General features: G+C 65.9%; 13 protein-coding genes. 8 read left to right on the forward strand and 5 right to left on the reverse strand.

From position 1 onward, the window contains the following. Window positions 1–77: 77 nt before the first annotated feature. Complete coding sequence (locus CAG41_RS18730) at window positions 78–1,034, reverse strand: AraC family transcriptional regulator (protein WP_085707310.1); 957 nt, start codon at window positions 1,032–1,034, stop codon at window positions 78–80. Between the two features lie 273 nt (window positions 1,035–1,307). Here CAG41_RS18730 and CAG41_RS18735 point away from each other — a divergent pair, with 273 nt between their 5' ends. The 5 genes from CAG41_RS18735 (at window position 1,308) to CAG41_RS18755 (ending at window position 6,661) form a co-directional block, all read left to right on the forward strand. Beyond that, window positions 1,308–2,612, forward strand: a complete 1,305-nt coding sequence (locus CAG41_RS18735) for an NAD(P)/FAD-dependent oxidoreductase (protein WP_085586484.1) — start codon at window positions 1,308–1,310, stop codon at window positions 2,610–2,612. A 58-nt stretch (window positions 2,613–2,670) separates the two neighbouring features. Next, window positions 2,671–3,087 carry a RidA family protein gene (locus CAG41_RS18740; RefSeq protein WP_085586482.1) on the forward strand — a complete coding sequence of 139 codons (417 nt, stop codon included), beginning with the start codon at window positions 2,671–2,673 and terminating at the stop codon, window positions 3,085–3,087. A gap of 81 nt (window positions 3,088–3,168) precedes the next feature. After that, complete coding sequence (locus CAG41_RS18745) at window positions 3,169–3,846, forward strand: DUF1028 domain-containing protein (protein ID WP_085586480.1); 678 nt, start codon at window positions 3,169–3,171, stop codon at window positions 3,844–3,846. Further along, complete coding sequence (argE, locus tag CAG41_RS18750) at window positions 3,843–4,994, forward strand: acetylornithine deacetylase (RefSeq protein ID WP_085707311.1); 1,152 nt, start codon at window positions 3,843–3,845, stop codon at window positions 4,992–4,994. The genes CAG41_RS18745 and argE overlap by 4 nt, the downstream gene beginning before the upstream one ends. A gap of 251 nt (window positions 4,995–5,245) precedes the next feature. After that, window positions 5,246–6,661 (forward strand): cytosine permease, encoded by a 1,416-nt coding sequence (locus tag CAG41_RS18755; RefSeq protein ID WP_085640575.1) that lies wholly within the window; start codon window positions 5,246–5,248, stop codon window positions 6,659–6,661. Window positions 6,662–6,763: 102 nt separating this feature from the next. On the opposite strand, the gene CAG41_RS18760 is transcribed toward CAG41_RS18755, so the two are convergent. Continuing rightward, window positions 6,764–7,426: a M24 family metallopeptidase gene (locus tag CAG41_RS18760; RefSeq protein WP_085640576.1), complete on the reverse strand. Its 663-nt coding sequence runs from the start codon at window positions 7,424–7,426 to the stop codon at window positions 6,764–6,766. 149 nt (window positions 7,427–7,575) lie between these two features. Between CAG41_RS18760 and CAG41_RS18765 the strand changes: the two genes are divergently transcribed. Beyond that, window positions 7,576–8,781, forward strand: a complete 1,206-nt coding sequence (locus tag CAG41_RS18765; RefSeq protein WP_085586471.1) for a hypothetical protein — start codon at window positions 7,576–7,578, stop codon at window positions 8,779–8,781. Here CAG41_RS18765 and CAG41_RS18770 read toward each other — a convergent pair. Beyond that, entirely contained in the window at window positions 8,778–9,665 is an 888-nt protein-coding gene (locus CAG41_RS18770) for a LysR family transcriptional regulator (RefSeq protein ID WP_085633356.1), read from the reverse strand. The two genes, CAG41_RS18765 and CAG41_RS18770, sit on opposite strands and share 4 nt — an antisense overlap. Window positions 9,666–9,769: 104 nt before the next feature. Here CAG41_RS18770 and CAG41_RS18775 point away from each other — a divergent pair, with 104 nt between their 5' ends. Then, the gene (locus CAG41_RS18775; RefSeq protein WP_085707312.1) at window positions 9,770–11,161 is read left to right on the forward strand and encodes an aldehyde dehydrogenase family protein; all 1,392 of its coding nucleotides are present in this window, start codon (window positions 9,770–9,772) and stop codon (window positions 11,159–11,161) included. 563 nt (window positions 11,162–11,724) lie between these two features. Here the strand turns inward: CAG41_RS18775 and CAG41_RS18780 are convergent. Then, window positions 11,725–12,555 (reverse strand): oxidoreductase, encoded by an 831-nt coding sequence (locus CAG41_RS18780; RefSeq protein WP_085633280.1) that lies wholly within the window; start codon window positions 12,553–12,555, stop codon window positions 11,725–11,727. A gap of 130 nt (window positions 12,556–12,685) precedes the next feature. Here CAG41_RS18780 and CAG41_RS18785 point away from each other — a divergent pair, with 130 nt between their 5' ends. Next, window positions 12,686–13,582, forward strand: a complete 897-nt coding sequence (locus CAG41_RS18785; RefSeq protein WP_085586463.1) for a LysR family transcriptional regulator — start codon at window positions 12,686–12,688, stop codon at window positions 13,580–13,582. Window positions 13,583–13,587: 5 nt separating this feature from the next. Here the strand turns inward: CAG41_RS18785 and CAG41_RS18790 are convergent, their stop codons facing one another. After that, on the reverse strand, window positions 13,588–14,757 hold the full coding sequence (locus tag CAG41_RS18790) for a DUF1624 domain-containing protein (protein WP_085707313.1): 1,170 nt from the start codon (window positions 14,755–14,757) through the stop codon (window positions 13,588–13,590). Between the last annotated feature and the right edge of the window lie 74 nt (window positions 14,758–14,831).

The following is a 14,831-nucleotide window of genomic DNA, read 5'->3' on the forward strand; positions in this document are numbered from 1 at the left end:
CGCAATAGCCGATTCCTGCACATCGCTATCCGTTTTGCGCAGGACGGCGCGGCAGGTGTTTCAGAGGGTGCGGGGACTCAGTGGCGGCGCTTGAAGGTGTGGGACGGCAGCTCGCCGAACTGCTGGCGGTAGCTGTCGGAGAAGCGGCCCAGGTGCAGGAAGCCGTAGTCGAGCGCCAGTTCGGTGAGGTTGCGCACCGGGCAGCTCGGGTCGGTGAGGCAGGCGTGGATGCGCGCCAGCTTGCGCTGGCGGATGTGCTGCATCGGTGTGACGCCCAACTGGCGTTCGAACAGCGCGTACAGCGAACGCGGGCTCATGCACGCCTGCGCGGCCAGGCTTTCGGCGCTCAGGTTCTGCTTGAGGTTGCGTTCGATGAACTCCAGGATCCGCTCCAGGCTGGCCGACGGCGCGCTCAAGGATTCGCGGCTGACATTGGTGTCGAGCAGCGACAGCAGCTTGCTGCCGATAATCTGCACATAGTGCTCCTGCACCCGCAGCAGCGGATCGCTGGCTTCGGCTTCCTGGCAGATCATGCCGAGCAACGGCGTGAAGCCTTCCAGGTCGTCGAGCCGGTAATGGTTGCGCCGGAAGCGGATGCCGCCGGACGGACGCAGCCAGCGCTGCTCGTCGCACACCGACTCCAGCACGCTGACCGGCACCTTGAGGATGAATTTCTCGCAGTCGTCGGAATACGTGAGATCGACCGGATCGTCCGGGTTGATCAGCAGCAGCTCGCCCGGCACCAGATGCTGCTCGCGCTTGTGCCCGCGCCACAGGCAGTTGCCCTGCAGCAGCACTTGCAGGTGGTAGACCGTTTCCAGCGCCAGGGAGGTGACCCGTACGCTGCCGCCGTAGCTGATGCGGCACAGGTCCAGGTCGGCGAACTTGCGGTGGTTGAGGCTGGCCTGGGGATGGGCGGTCTTGGCGAGGCCGATGAGGTGCTGACCGACGTGCCGGTTGACGTAGTCGGACACGGCATACGGGTCAGCGTGGTGAAACACGCTGCTGCGCTCGCTCAGCAGGCGGCTGTCCATGGAGGGCACTCGTTCTTGTCAGGTTTTCACGGATGCCGTCCACAGTACGCCGGCGTGGCGGCAGCGACAATCGGCGGCCCGTCGAACGGTCGATCACCGAACACTTTCGGCGTTTCGGGCCGTGGCGGGCGAGCGGCTGCATCAGCAATTTATGCTCAGATCCCAGCTTAATAATATTTTACCGATGGGCACCCCGACCCTAGTCTGATCCCAAGCACAGAGAGCAGGCCGCACGCCGCCTGAATCCAATTGCCTCGTGAAAAGGGATGAGAGATGACCACTGAAACAATAAAAACAGACACGCTTGTCGTCGGTGCCGGTCAAGCGGGTGTGGCCATGAGCGAACACCTGGGCAAGCTCGGCATCCCGCACCTGGTGCTGGAGCGCAGCCGCATCGCCGAACGCTGGCGCACCGGGCGCTGGGACTCGCTGGTGGCCAACGGCCCGGCCTGGCACGACCGCTTTCCGGGGATGGAATTCGACGATGTGGATCCTGACGGTTTCGCCCACAAGGATCGCGTGGCGGATTACTTCGAGGCCTATGCGAAAAAATTCAACGCGCCGATCCGCACCGGCGTCGAGGTCAAGAGCGTGGTGCGCAATGTCGGGCGTCCGGGCTTCACCGTCGAGACCTCCGAGGGCGTGATCGAGGCCGCCCGCGTGGTGGCCGCCACCGGCCCGTTCCAGCGGCCGGTGATCCCGCCGATCGCCCCGCAGGACCCACGCCTGCAGCAGATCCACTCGGCCGACTACCGCAACCCGCAGCAACTGCCGGACGGCGCGGTGCTGGTGGTCGGCGCAGGTTCCTCGGGGGTGCAGATCGCCGATGAGCTGCAGCGTTCGGGCCGGCAGGTGTTCCTGTCGGTCGGCGCCCACGACCGCCCGCCCCGGGCCTACCGCAACCGTGATTTCTGCTGGTGGCTGGGCGTGCTCGGCGAATGGGATCAGGCCGCCATGAAACCGGGCCGCGAGCACGTGACGATTGCCGTAAGCGGCGCCCACGGCGGGCGCACCATCGACTTCCGGGGCCTGGCCCACCGTGGCATGACCCTGGTGGGCGTGACCGAGTCGTTCAAGGACGGCGTGGTGACGTTCAGGCAGGATCTGGCGGACAACCTCAAGCGCGGCGACGAGAACTACCTGGCGCTGCTCGACGCCGCCGACGCCTACATCGAACGCAACGGCCTGGATTTGCCGCCGGAGCCCGAGGCCCGGGAAACCTATCCGGATCCCGAGTGCGTGAAGCACCCGCTGGCGAACCTGGACCTGGCCGCCGCCGGCGTCACCTCGATCATCTGGGCCACCGGGTTCGCCGTGGACTACTCGTGGCTGAAGGTCGGCGCGTTCGACGACAAGGGCAAGCCGCAGCACCAGCGCGGGGTGTCCAGCGAACCGGGCGTGTATTTCCTCGGCCTGCCGTGGCAGTCCCGGCGCGGCTCTTCGTTCATCTGGGGCGTGTGGCACGACGCCAAGCACGTGGCCGACCACATCGCCACCCAGCGCAAGTACCTGGCCTACCGCGACGCCGACCAGCGCGCGGCGGCCCCCCGCAAGAACACCGACACCGTCGACGCTTGACCTTGCCTTCGCATCCCGGCGCCCGTCGCGCCGGGCCCCTTTTCGTCAGGAGTTTCACATGGCCCAGCCCACCCACACCCGCATCCGCATGTTCAACACCAAGGACACCTACCCCAACCAGACCCTGGACAACGACCTGTGCCAGGCCGTGCGCGCCGGCAACACCGTGTACGTGCGCGGCCAGGTCGGCACCGACTTCGACGGCAACCTGATCGGCCTCGGCGACCCGCGCGCCCAAGCCGAGCAAGCGATGCGCAACGTCAAGCAACTGCTGGAAGAGGCTGGCAGCGACCTCAGCCACATCGTCAAGACCACCACCTACCTGATCGACCCGCGCTACCGCGAGCCGGTGTACCAGGAAGTCGGCAAGTGGCTCAAGGGCGTGTTCCCGATCTCCACCGGGCTGGTGGTGTCGGCGCTGGGGCAGCCGCAGTGGCTGATGGAGATCGACGTGGTGGCGGTGATCCCCGAGTAAGACGACAGACCGCCACCGCTGAACCCTGCGGGAGCGGGTTTGCCTGCCCCCCCGCTCTCAAGTCGAACAGGAGTTAGAGACATGACATTTTCCATCGCCGCCCGCTGCCCGGAGACCGGCCAGTTCGGCATCGCCATCAGCTCGTCGAGCATCGCCGTCGGCGCCCGCTGCCCCTGGCTGCTGCCGGGCGTGGGCGCGGTATCGACCCAGAACATCACCCTGCCGTCCCTGGGCCCTGAAGTCCTCGCGCTGATGGAACAGGGGCTGACGCCGGACGCCGCGCTGGACAAGGCGCTGACCCGCAACGGCTACAGCCAGTACCGCCAGATCACCGCGATCAACCACCTCGGCCAGACCGCCCACTTCAGCGGCGGGCAGACCCTGGGCACCCACAACGCCGTGGCGGGCGAGCAATGCGTGGCCGCCGGCAACATGCTCGCCGGCCCCTCGGTGATCGAAGCCATGGTGCGGGCGTTCGAGGACGGCGAAGGCCAGTTGGCCGACCGGCTGATCGGCGCGCTGCAGGCCGGCCAGGCCCTGGGCGGCGAAGCGGGTCCGGTGCATTCGGCGGCGGTCGTTGTGGTCGGCGAACTGACCTGGCCCATCGTCAACCTGCGAGTGGACTGGGCCGACGAAGACCCCATCGGCCAGTTGCAGAACCTGTGGGAGGCCTATCGCCCGCAGCTGCAGGACTACATCGACCGCGCCCTGGATCCTGCGAAGGCGCCGGGCTACGGCGTGGCCGGAGACGACCGATGAGCGCCAGCGCCGAGCTGCTGGCGACCCTGGTGGAGTTCGACACCACCAGCCGCGAATCCAACCTGCAACTGATCGGCTTCGTGCGCGATTACCTGGCGCGCTTCGACGTGCCCTGCGAGCTGGTCTACAACGACGAGCGCAGCAAGGCCAACCTGTTCGCCACGGTCGGGCCTTGTGACCGACCGGGGATCGTACTGTCGGGGCACACCGACGTGGTGCCCGCCGACGGCCAGCCCTGGACGGTGCCGCCGTTCGAGCTGACCCGTCGCGACGGCAAGCTCTACGGGCGCGGTACCGCTGACATGAAAGGCTACATCGCCTGCGTGCTGGCGCTGGTGCCGTCGCTGGTCGAGGCGCCGCTGAGCAAACCGGTGCACATCGCCCTGTCCTACGACGAAGAGGTCGGCTGCCTCGGCGTGCGCTCGCTGCTCAAGGTGCTGGAGCAACGCCCGGTCAAACCGCTGCTGTGCATCATCGGCGAACCCACCGAGCTCAAACCGGTGCTCGGCCACAAGGGCAAACTGGCGATGCGCTGCGATGTCCACGGCCACGCCTGCCATTCGGCCTACGCGCCGCAGGGGGTGAACGCCATCGAGTGCGCGGCCGAGCTGATCGGCGAACTGGGGCGCATCGGCCAGAGGCTCAAGGCGCCTGAGCATCACGACCCGCGTTTCGACCCGCCCTTCTCCACGGTGCAGACCGGGGTGATCAGCGGCGGCAAGGCGCTGAACATCGTACCCGCCGACTGCCGTTTCGATTTCGAGATCCGTGCCCTGCCCTCGCAGGATCCGGCCGAGGTCGCCTCGCAGCTCAAGGCCTACGCCGAACGGCAGGTGCTGCCCCGCATGCGGGCGGTCAGCGCGCAGAGCGACATCCGCTTCAGCGAGCTGTCGGCCTATCCGGGCCTGGCCACCGACGCGCAGAGCCAGGCCGCGCAACTGATCGCCGCGTTCTGCGGCTCTGGGGACTTCGGCACGGTGGCGTTCGGCACCGAGGGCGGCCTGTTCGACGCGGTCGGGATCCCCACCGTGGTGTGCGGCCCCGGCAGCATGGATCAGGGGCACAAGCCGGACGAGTTCGTCAGCCTCGCGCAGCTCGACGCCTGCGACGCGATGCTGCAACGGATGCTGGCCTCCCTGCGCGGCTGAACCGCGTGACGCACAAGCGACAGCCGCCTCCGCCCGGGGCCGGCTGCGTTGTCGCTTGTGCGCCTGAAAGCCCCGGCCCAGAGCCTCGTGAACCGATCTGCGGGGCCAGTTTTTTTAAGGTCTGAAGCAACAAATCTACTAATTTATCTCCCCCGCGCCATTGCACATGATCGACCCGACAAGAAATGCGCCGGCCGCGCCGTCGCTCACCGAAGTACGTCCACGTACTCGTCCTTGCCTTGGAGTTCGTCATGGCCACCTCAGCAACAAACGCCGCACCGCTCATCGAAAAGCACACCATCGGCTACGTGCCGCCGCAGGAACGCCACGGAAAGGTGCGCGACCTGTTCACTCTCTGGTTCGGCGGCAACATCGCGCCGCTGCCCATCGTCACCGGCGCCCTCGGTGTGCAACTGTTCCACCTGAACCTGGTGTGGGGCATCGTCGCCATCCTGGTCGGCCACCTGGTGGGCGGCGTGCTGATGGCGCTGCACTCGGCCCAGGGCCCGCAGATGGGCATTCCGCAGATGATCCAGAGCCGCGCCCAGTTCGGCTCCCTCGGCGCCTTGCTGGTGGTGGTGATCGCCGGCGTGATGTACATCGGCTTCTTCGCCTCCAACATCGTCCTGGCCGGCAAGTCCCTGCACGGCGTGGCCGACAGCGTGCCGGTGCCGGTCGGCATCGTGATCGGCGCCCTCGGCTCGGGCGTCATCGGCATCATCGGCTACCGCTTCATCCATGTGCTCAACCGCATCGGCACCTGGGTGCTGGGGATCGGCATCATGGTCGGCTTCGGCTACATCCTGACCCACATCCAGACCGACGACTTCCTCACCCGCGGCGGCTTCAACCTGTCCGGCTGGCTGGCCACGGTGTCGCTGGCGGCGCTGTGGCAGATCGCATTCGCGCCCTATGTGTCGGACTACTCGCGCTACCTGCCGGCCGACGTGCCGGTGGCCGCCACGTTCTGGACCACCTACCTGGGGTCGGCGCTGGGCTCCAGCCTGTCGTTCGTGTTCGGCGCCGTCGCGGTGCTGGCGACGCCGGCCGGCATGGACACCATGGACGCGGTGAAACTCGCCACCGGCGCCATCGGCCCGCTGATGCTGGTGCTGTTCCTGCTCAGCGTGATCAGCCACAACGCGCTCAACCTGTACGGCGCGGTGCTGTCGATCATCACCCTGGTGCAGACCTTCGCCTGGCGCTGGATCCCCACCGCCCGCAGCCGTGCGGTGATTTCGGTCATCGTCCTGTCGGCCTGCTGCTTCACCGCCGTCGGCGCCTCGGCGGACTTCATCGGCCACTTCGTCGACATGGTGCTGGTGCTGCTGGTGGTACTGGTGCCGTGGACGGCGATCAACCTGATCGACTTCTACGCCATCCACAAGGGCCAGTACGACATCGGCTCGATCTTCCGGGTCGACGGCGGCCGCTACGGCCGCTACAACCCCCAGGCGCTGCTGGCCTACGCCATCGGCATCGCGGTGCAGATCCCGTTCATGAACACGCCGCTGTACGTGGGCCCGGTGTCGGTGCACATCGACGGCGCGGATCTGTCGTGGCTGGTGGGGCTACTGGTGACGTCGCCGCTGTACTTCTGGCTGGCGACGCGGGACAGCGCGTACCGTCGGCGGCTGTCGGGGGCGAAGCTGGCCGGCGGCCTTTAATTCCCAGCCATGAAAAAGCCCGGTCCGACGCAGAGTCGGATCGGGCTTTTTCGCATCCGGTCAGGCCGAACGCCGGAAACAAGCGTCCTGAAGGGAGAGGGATCAGATCAGCAGATCCTCATAGAACGCTCCGTAAGGCAGCTCGGGGTGGGCGATCTGGATTTCCAGGATCCACACGCCGGGGCTTGGTGCCCCATCGAAATGGCCCAGATCGCCGCCCCGATGGATCGCGTGGGGAAAATCGCTGACCCGATGCCCCTTGATGTCCAGGTTCAGTGTCCAGCCCATGGCCTGTGCCTGATCGGCGGCGTACCGGTACAGCTCAGTGCCGGCGACGCCTTCGCGCCAGTAGGCCTCGACCCGGTCGAACAGCTCCTTGGCGGCCGCGGCGCAGGCGATCATCTGCGGATCGGAGCCGGTGGTGAACGTTGCCCCGGCATCGCCTTCGTGGCCCTGCCAGACCACGCCCATGTCGATGAAGAAGATGTCGTTCTCGCCCAGCACCGGGTCGCCGTCGGAGCGCTGCTTGAAGGTCTTGAGGGTGTTGGCGCCGAAGCGGATCAGCAGCGGGTGCCAGATCCGTTCCATGCCCAGGTCCGCCAGGATCCGCTTGCCTTGCGCCAGCGCCTCGGACTCCGGCATGCCGGGCCTGATGATCTGCGCGATCCGGTCGACCGCCTCCCAGGTCAAGCGCTGCGCCTGCCCCATCGACTCCAGCGCAAACCGTTCGCCTACCGCTTCTTTGCCGCTCAATGCCATATCCATCGCTGACTCCCTTTGCCGGAACGCACACACCATGCGCTATATACATTTTTATATTGCGAGCACCCAAATGGAAAGGCACCGGGCCGCCTGGACGTTGAAGACAGCCTTGGCTAGAGTCAAATCCGCTCTCACCGGAAGGGAATGCGGCGATGGTCACTTTGACGAGCTACACCGACCCGACAGATGCGCTGAACGCCAAGATCATGGAATTGGCGCCCAAGGAACGGCGCGACGGAAAAAAAACCACGCTCTACTTCTCGCCCCAGCCCCAGTACAACGCACCGCCGCTGACCCTCACGGGCGGCGTCTATCCCTTCACGCCACTGGGTAGCATCGGCACTTCATCGGTCGACATCTCCGGCAAGCAATGGCTGTACATCCTCAATCAGTTCAAGAACCGGCATGGCCTGACGACCGACATCGGCAATCCTGACCGGGCCGACCAACTGGTGCTGCTCGACACGCTGGACGCCGTGAAGATCAAGGAAGCGGTCGCGCGCGACAGGCAGTTCACCGGCGGCAGCATACTCATTCCGGACGCCGCCAGCGCGTTCGGAACGACCCACGCCATCACCACCTACGCCGCCCAGCAAGTCGTCGAGCGCAGGCTCGCGTTGTGCCAGGCCCAACCCGACCAAACGGCGCTGAACTACTGGAACCTGCTGGGTTCCGACCCTGCCGCACAGGCCAAGGTCTACGACTGGCTGGGAAAATACGGCTGGGCGTCAGACAAATTCGCCAGGCATGACCAAAGGTCCGGAGACAGGATCAAAAATCACCTGCAGAACCTCGAAAACTCCAACGCCCAGCATTTCGCCAGCGAAACCCGCGGCGAATACGCCGCCGCCAAACTGCTGATCACGGTTCTGGGCGAGGACTATCAGATGAAGCTGGGCAAGTCGTCGTCAGGGCGGACCAACGGGATCGACCAGATCTGGGTCAAGCGCAACCTGGTCAGCGGGGTCATCGAGCAATACATCATCGTCGAATGCAAGGGCAGCGTGGATGCCGAACTGGGTGAAGCCAGCTACGGCTGGCAGATGTCCACCGCGTGGGTGTTCCACTGCCTGATCGGCCTGCTGGGCACGAACGGCAAACTGGCCAGCACGTCGACCACCGACGTATTCGCCAAGAAGTCCATGGTGAACAAGATCCTCGATGCGATGATCAATCCGGGCCCGCCGGAGGTGAAGGGCCTGGTCATCCAGCCCATGACCAAATCGGTGATCGACGGCAGTTCGGTCGAGATGATCGACCTGGGCGCCTACGACCTGGTCGAGCAGTACAACAACGCCGTGGCTGGCCAACAAAAGTTCCAGAACGCGCCGGTGTGGACCGGCGGCCCTCTGTTCTAGCCTGCCCCGCCCGGCGGGACGTCGCCGCCCTGCGCTTGCAGAAGCTTCACGAACATCGCCAGGCTGCGCGACACCGTCCCCCGCCGCCACACCAGCCAGGTGGTCAGGTAACGGAAATCCGCGGCCAACGGCCATACGCTGACCGTCGCGGAACCGGGCATGCTCTGCAGCATGCTCAACGGCATCAAGGCCAGGCCGGCCCCGGCGCTGACGCAGGCGAGCATGCCGTGGTAGGACTCCATCTCGAAGATCTTGCCGGGCACCGCGGCGTCGGTGCTGAACCATTTCTCGAAGTGGTGGCGGTACGAGCAGTTGGCGCGGAAGGCGTAGATGCTCTCGCCGTTGACGTCCGCCGCCCGCCGGATCGGCCCGTGGTGCAACGGCGCGATCACGACCATCTCTTCTTCGAAGGCCGGTACGCCTTCCAGGGCCGGGTGCAGCACCGGGCCGTCGACGAATGCCGCCGCCAACCGGCCGGCCAGCACGCCATCGATCATCGTCCCGGACGGTCCGGTGGACAGGTCCAGATCGACCTTGGCGTACTGCTGGTTGTAGGCCGCCAGCAACCCGGGAATGCGCACCGCCGCCGTGCTCTCCAGCGACCCCAGCGGGAACGCACCTCGGGGCTCCTCACCCGCCACGGTGGCCCGGGCTTCCTGCACCAGGTCGAGGATGCGCCGGGCGTACTCCAGGAAACTCCAGCCCGCCGGCGACAGGCGCAGACGGCTTTTCTCGCGGATGAACAGTTCGACGCCCAGATCCTCTTCGAGCTGTTTGATCCGGGTTGTCAGGTTCGACGGCACCCGATGGATCTGCGCCGCCGCAGCGCTGATGCTGCCGTGCTCGGCCACGGCCTTGAAGATTTCCAGCTGCACCAGATCCATGATCATTCTCCAGTCGTGAAAGAAACGATCTTTATTATTCAGTTTCCAGAAAACGAATGCCACCCTACTCTTGGGCCCATCCACTGACCTCGCAGGACGATGCCATGAGCCCGATTTCCAGCCTGACCCACGCCATTTCCGTCAACCCCGCCACGGGCGAGCAGATCGGCCACTACGCGTTCGAATCCGATGCCGCCCTCGACGCCGCCCTGACCCGCGCCGCCTTCGGTTTCGGCAAGTGGAAGCGCAAGCCGCTGCAGGACCGTTCCCGCGCCCTGACCGCCCTGGCCTGCGCCCTGCGCGACAACGCCGACGCCATGGCCACCATGATCACCCAGGAAATGGGCAAACCAATCGCCCAGGCCCGCGGCGAAATCGAGAAATGCGCCAAGCTCTGCGAGTGGTACGCCGAACACGGCCCGGCCATGCTCGACGCCGAGCCGACCCTGGTCGAAGGCGGCAAGGCGCGCATCGAATACCGTCCGCTGGGCCCGATCCTGGCGGTGATGCCGTGGAACTTCCCGATCTGGCAAGTGCTGCGCGGCGCGGTGCCGGCGCTGATCGCCGGCAACACCTACGTGCTCAAGCATGCGCCGAACGTGATGGGCAGCGCCTACTTGCTGCGTGATGCGTTCACCCGCGCCGGTTTCGCCGACGGTGTGTTCGAAGTCATCAACGTCACCCCTGAAGGCGTCTCCAAAGCCATCGCCGACCCGCGCATCGCTGCCGTCACCCTCACCGGCAGCGTGCGCGCCGGCATGGCCATCGGTGCCCAGGCCGGTGCCGCGCTGAAGAAATGCGTGCTGGAACTCGGCGGCTCCGATCCGTTCATCGTGCTCAACGACGCCGACCTCGACGAAGCCGTGCAGGCCGCCGTGATCGGCCGCTACCAGAACTCCGGGCAAGTGTGCGCCGCAGCCAAACGCCTGATCGTCGAAGAAGGCGTGGTGGAGGAATTCACCCGCCGGTTCGTCGAGGCCACCCGCCAACTGGTGATGGGCGATCCGCTGGCGGCCGACACCTACATCGGTCCGATGGCCCGCTTCGACCTGCGCGACGAGCTCGACGGGCAAGTGCGCGCCACCCTCGAAGAAGGCGCCACCCTGCTGCTCGGCGGCGGCAAGGCCCCAGGGGCCGGCAACTACTACGAGCCGACCGTGCTGGCCAACGTCACCGACCGCATGACCTCGTTCAGGCAGGAACTGTTCGGCCCGGTGGCGTCGATCATCACCGCCCGCGACTGCGCCCACGCCGTGGCCCTGGCCACCGACAGCGAGTTCGGCCTGACCGCGACGATCTACACCGCCAACGTCCCACTGGCCCAGCAACTGACCAGTGAGCTGGAGACCGGCGGCGTGTTCATCAACGGCTACTCCGCCAGCGACCCCCGCGTGACCTTCGGCGGCGTGAAGAAAAGCGGGTTCGGCCGTGAGCTGTCGCACTTCGGCGTGCGCGAGTTCTGCAACGCGCAGACCGTATGGTTGGATCGCCGCTGATCAGCGAGGTCCTCTTCGCGGGCACACTACAAAACCTGTAGGAGCTTGCCTGCAAGCGATGAGGCCGGCACTGCCGACATCTCTGCTGGCTGAGCCACCGCTATCGCTGGCAAGCCAGCTCCCACAGGTATCGCAGGTGTCCGCAGGATTCATGTACACCGCCAAAACCTGAAGGAGCTTGCCTGCAAGCGATGAGGCCGGCACTGCCGACATCTCTGTTGGCTGAGCCACCGCCATCGCCAGCAGGCTGGCTCCCACAAGGGATCCCCGATGTCCGCAGGATCCAGGCACACCACAAAACCTGTAGGAGTTTGCCTGCAAGCGATGAGGCCAGTTCAGCCGACATCTCCGTTGCCTGACCTACCGCCATCGCTGGCAAGCCAGCTCCCACAAGTATCCCAAGCGTTCGCAAGATTCATGTACACCGCCAAAACCTGTGGGAGCTGGCTTGCCAGCGATGAGGCCGGCACTGCCAACATCTCTGTTGACTGAGCCACCGCCATCGCCAGCAGGCTGGCTCCCACAAGGGATCCCTGTATTCCACAGAAACCTGTTGGACCCCTTCAGTCCTTGAAGTCTGTAGACAGCGCCAACGCGTGCCACTCGGCCAGCTCCTGCGCCACCAGGCGGTTCTTCGCCTCGATCCGCGCCACCGTGTCGCTGCCCAGCGCCAGCCGCTGCGGCGGGTTCGGGGCATCGGCCAGCGCCAGCATCGCTTCGGCGAACTTCACCGGATCCCCCGGCTGCGCATGGTTGGCGGCTTCGGCGAAGGTGCGCATCTTGCCCACGGTGTCGTCGTAGTCCGGCAGCACCAGCGCGGTCTTGATCAACGATTGCTCGTCCAGGAAATCGGTGCGGAAGAAGCCCGGTTCGACCACCGTCGCATGGATGCCCAACGGCGCCAGTTCCTGATGCAGCGCTTCGCTGATGCCCTCCACCGCGAACTTGGTGGAGCCGTACACGCCCCAGCCCATGTAAGCCTGGTAGCCGCCGATGGACGAGATGTTGATCACCCGCCCGCTGCGCTGGGCACGCATGTGCGGCAGCACCGCGCGGGTCACGTTGAGCAGGCCGAACACATTGGTGGCGAACAGCCGCTCGGTTTCGCTGGCGCTGGTTTCTTCCACCGCCCCCAGCACGCCGAAACCGGCATTGTTGACCAGCACGTCGATGCGGCCGAAACGTTTGATGCCCTCCGCCACCGCTTGATGGGCTTCGTCCTCGCGGGTGACGTCCAGCCGCACCGCCAACAGGTGGGGGTGCTCGCCGAGGCGGTCGGTGATGTCTTGCGGCTTGCGGGCGGTGGCGATCACCGCGTCGCCGGCACGCAGGGCGTGTTCGGCGATCAGGGAGCCGAAACCACGGGAAGCGCCAGTAATGAGCCAGGTACGCATATCAACTCCTCCTGTCAGTGGCCTTGGCGAACGTGCCGGGCCTTCTCGATGAGTTGAGCGAACTGTAAGGCCGTGCTACTGATGTGATAATCCCAGCAAATTCGCATGGCTTTGTGAAAGGCACTCACAAATGAAACAACCGTCCACCGCTGATCTGTCGATGTTCCTGTGCATCGCCCGGCACCTGAACTTCAGCCGCGCAGCGGTGGAACTGGGGCTGACCCCTTCGGCCCTGAGCCATGCGCTGCGCACCCTGGAAAGCCGCCTCGGCGTGCGCCTGTTCAACCGCACCACCCGCAGCGTGGCCCTGACCGAGGCCGGCGAACGTTTGCAGACGCGGCTCCAACCGGCGTTCCGCGACATCGACGATGCGCTGGAGGACCTCAACCGGTTCCGCGACACGCCCTCCGGCACCTTGCGCATCAGCGCCGGGCGCCAGGCCTGCGAACTGGTGCTGTTGCCCATCGTCAGCGATTTTTTGCGGGCCTATCCGGACATTCGCCTTGAAGTCATCGACAGCGACGCCCTGCTGGACATCGTCGCGGGCGGCTTCGATGCCGGCGTGCGCTTCGGCAACCGGCTGGAGGCGGATATGGTCTCAGTGCCCATCGGCCCGTCCCTGCGCTCGGTGGTGGTCGGGTCGCCGGCGTTTTTCGAGCGCCATGCCACACCGCACAAGCCTGAGGACCTGCACGGGCTGCCGTGCATCCGTCACCGCTTCCCCAGCGGCACGCTGTACCGCTGGGAGTTCGAGCGCGGCGGCATCGCCCAGGAAATCGAAGTCAACGGCCCGCTGACCTTGGGCGACGTCAGCCTGATGGTCGGCCCGGCACTGCAGGGCGCGGGGCTGGCCTATGTGTTCGAGGGCATGGTCAGCGAGCATCTGGCCGCCGGACGTCTGGTGCAGGTGCTCGGCGACTGGTGCCCGCACTACCCCGGCCTGCACCTGTACTACCCCAGCCGACGCCATGTGCCGGCGCCGCTGCGGGCCTTCATCGACTTCGCCCGCACGGGCAAGGCCGGCTGAGGCGGCTACAGGTACTTCAGCCAGGCGATGTCCTTGCGCCGGGCCTTCAGCAGCGAAAACCAGCGCACCGCCGGAAACAGCGCCACCGCCAGCGCCACCGCCGCCAGCCAGACCGCCGCCACGGACGAAAAGCCGAAATGGCTGCCCTGGTTGAGCCCGAACAGCGCCACGCCCATCAGGTACAGCAGTTTCAGCGCATACAGGTGCAGCAGATAGAAAAACATCGGCGCCGAACCGAACACCGTCAGCCAGCGGATCCAGCGCCGCTCCCCTGCGCGTTCGAAGCCGCGCAAAAGCAACAGCCCGATGCTCACGGTCAGCGCGATGAACAGCAGCGACGGCGGGTATTTGGTGATGTTGAGAAAGCTCATCAGGGTTTGCGCAGCGCTGTCGCCGAACGCCCAGGGCTTCTCGCCATAGCCGTTGAGCAGGCGCAGCCCGGCGAACCCCAGCAATCCCGCGATGCCGGCCAACAGCAGGCAGGACCTGCGCACAGCCGCATCGGCGTCACGGGCGAACCAGGGCCCCAAGGCGTAACCGAGGCCGATCACGCCGATCCACGGCAACAGCGGATAGGACGTGCGCAGGCGCAGGCTTTCGCCCAGTTCGATCCAGCCGCGGTCGTGCAGGATCGCCCAAGGCACATGCAGCGCGGATTCCTTGGCGAAGTGCACGCCGTCCAGCAGGTTGTGCCCGGCGATGAGCACCAGGCTCAACGTCAGCAGCAACCAACGGGGCAGCCAGACCAACAGCGACAGCGCGATCATGCTCAGGCCGATGGCCCAGATCACTTGCAGGTAAATCACGCTCGGCGGCAGCTGGAACGTCCAGGCGAAGTTCACCAGGGTGAATTCGAGCACCACCAGAAACAGCCCGCGCTTGAACAGAAAGGCGCTGACCGCCGCTTTGCCCGCGTGCCTTTCGCCGAACAGCCAGGCCGACAGCCCGGTCAGCAGCACGAACACCGGCGCGCACAGGTGCGCCAGGGTGCGGCTGAAGAACAGTTCAGGCTCCGTGGCGGCGATGTCCATCGGATCGCTGACCTGACGGTGCAGCAGAAAGGTTTCGCGCACGTGATCCAGCAGCATGAACAGGATGACCAGGCCCCTGAGGGCATCGATGGACAGCAGGCGGCCGGTCACAGGCGGAACGGGTGGGGAAGCGGCAAGAGTCATGGCGGTATCGCAATCGAAAAGAGAATCCGACCGGGGCCGACAGCGGAGGGCCCCGAATTTGCGTTACCTTATAA

This window comes from Pseudomonas sp. B35(2017) (assembly GCF_002113645.1).
Classification (GTDB): Bacteria; Pseudomonadota; Gammaproteobacteria; order Pseudomonadales; family Pseudomonadaceae; genus Aquipseudomonas; species Aquipseudomonas ekonensis.

What these genes read in the sequence shown, in the direction of transcription:
- CAG41_RS18730 (WP_085707310.1), bottom strand. Translation starts at nt 1,034, where the DNA reads ATGGACAGCCGCCTGCTGAGCGAGCGCAGCAGCGTGTTTCACCACGCT.
- CAG41_RS18785 (WP_085586463.1), top strand. Translation starts at nt 12,686, where the DNA reads ATGAAACAACCGTCCACCGCTGATCTGTCGATGTTCCTGTGCATCGCC.
- CAG41_RS18745 (WP_085586480.1), top strand. Translation starts at nt 3,169, where the DNA reads ATGACATTTTCCATCGCCGCCCGCTGCCCGGAGACCGGCCAGTTCGGC.
- CAG41_RS18780 (WP_085633280.1), bottom strand. Translation starts at nt 12,555, where the DNA reads ATGCGTACCTGGCTCATTACTGGCGCTTCCCGTGGTTTCGGCTCCCTG.
- argE (WP_085707311.1), top strand. Translation starts at nt 3,843, where the DNA reads ATGAGCGCCAGCGCCGAGCTGCTGGCGACCCTGGTGGAGTTCGACACC.
- CAG41_RS18755 (WP_085640575.1), top strand. Translation starts at nt 5,246, where the DNA reads ATGGCCACCTCAGCAACAAACGCCGCACCGCTCATCGAAAAGCACACC.
- CAG41_RS18790 (WP_085707313.1), bottom strand. Translation starts at nt 14,757, where the DNA reads ATGACTCTTGCCGCTTCCCCACCCGTTCCGCCTGTGACCGGCCGCCTG.
- CAG41_RS18775 (WP_085707312.1), top strand. Translation starts at nt 9,770, where the DNA reads ATGAGCCCGATTTCCAGCCTGACCCACGCCATTTCCGTCAACCCCGCC.
- CAG41_RS18740 (WP_085586482.1), top strand. Translation starts at nt 2,671, where the DNA reads ATGGCCCAGCCCACCCACACCCGCATCCGCATGTTCAACACCAAGGAC.
- CAG41_RS18770 (WP_085633356.1), bottom strand. Translation starts at nt 9,665, where the DNA reads ATGGATCTGGTGCAGCTGGAAATCTTCAAGGCCGTGGCCGAGCACGGC.
- CAG41_RS18735 (WP_085586484.1), top strand. Translation starts at nt 1,308, where the DNA reads ATGACCACTGAAACAATAAAAACAGACACGCTTGTCGTCGGTGCCGGT.
- CAG41_RS18765 (WP_085586471.1), top strand. Translation starts at nt 7,576, where the DNA reads ATGGTCACTTTGACGAGCTACACCGACCCGACAGATGCGCTGAACGCC.
- CAG41_RS18760 (WP_085640576.1), bottom strand. Translation starts at nt 7,426, where the DNA reads ATGGATATGGCATTGAGCGGCAAAGAAGCGGTAGGCGAACGGTTTGCG.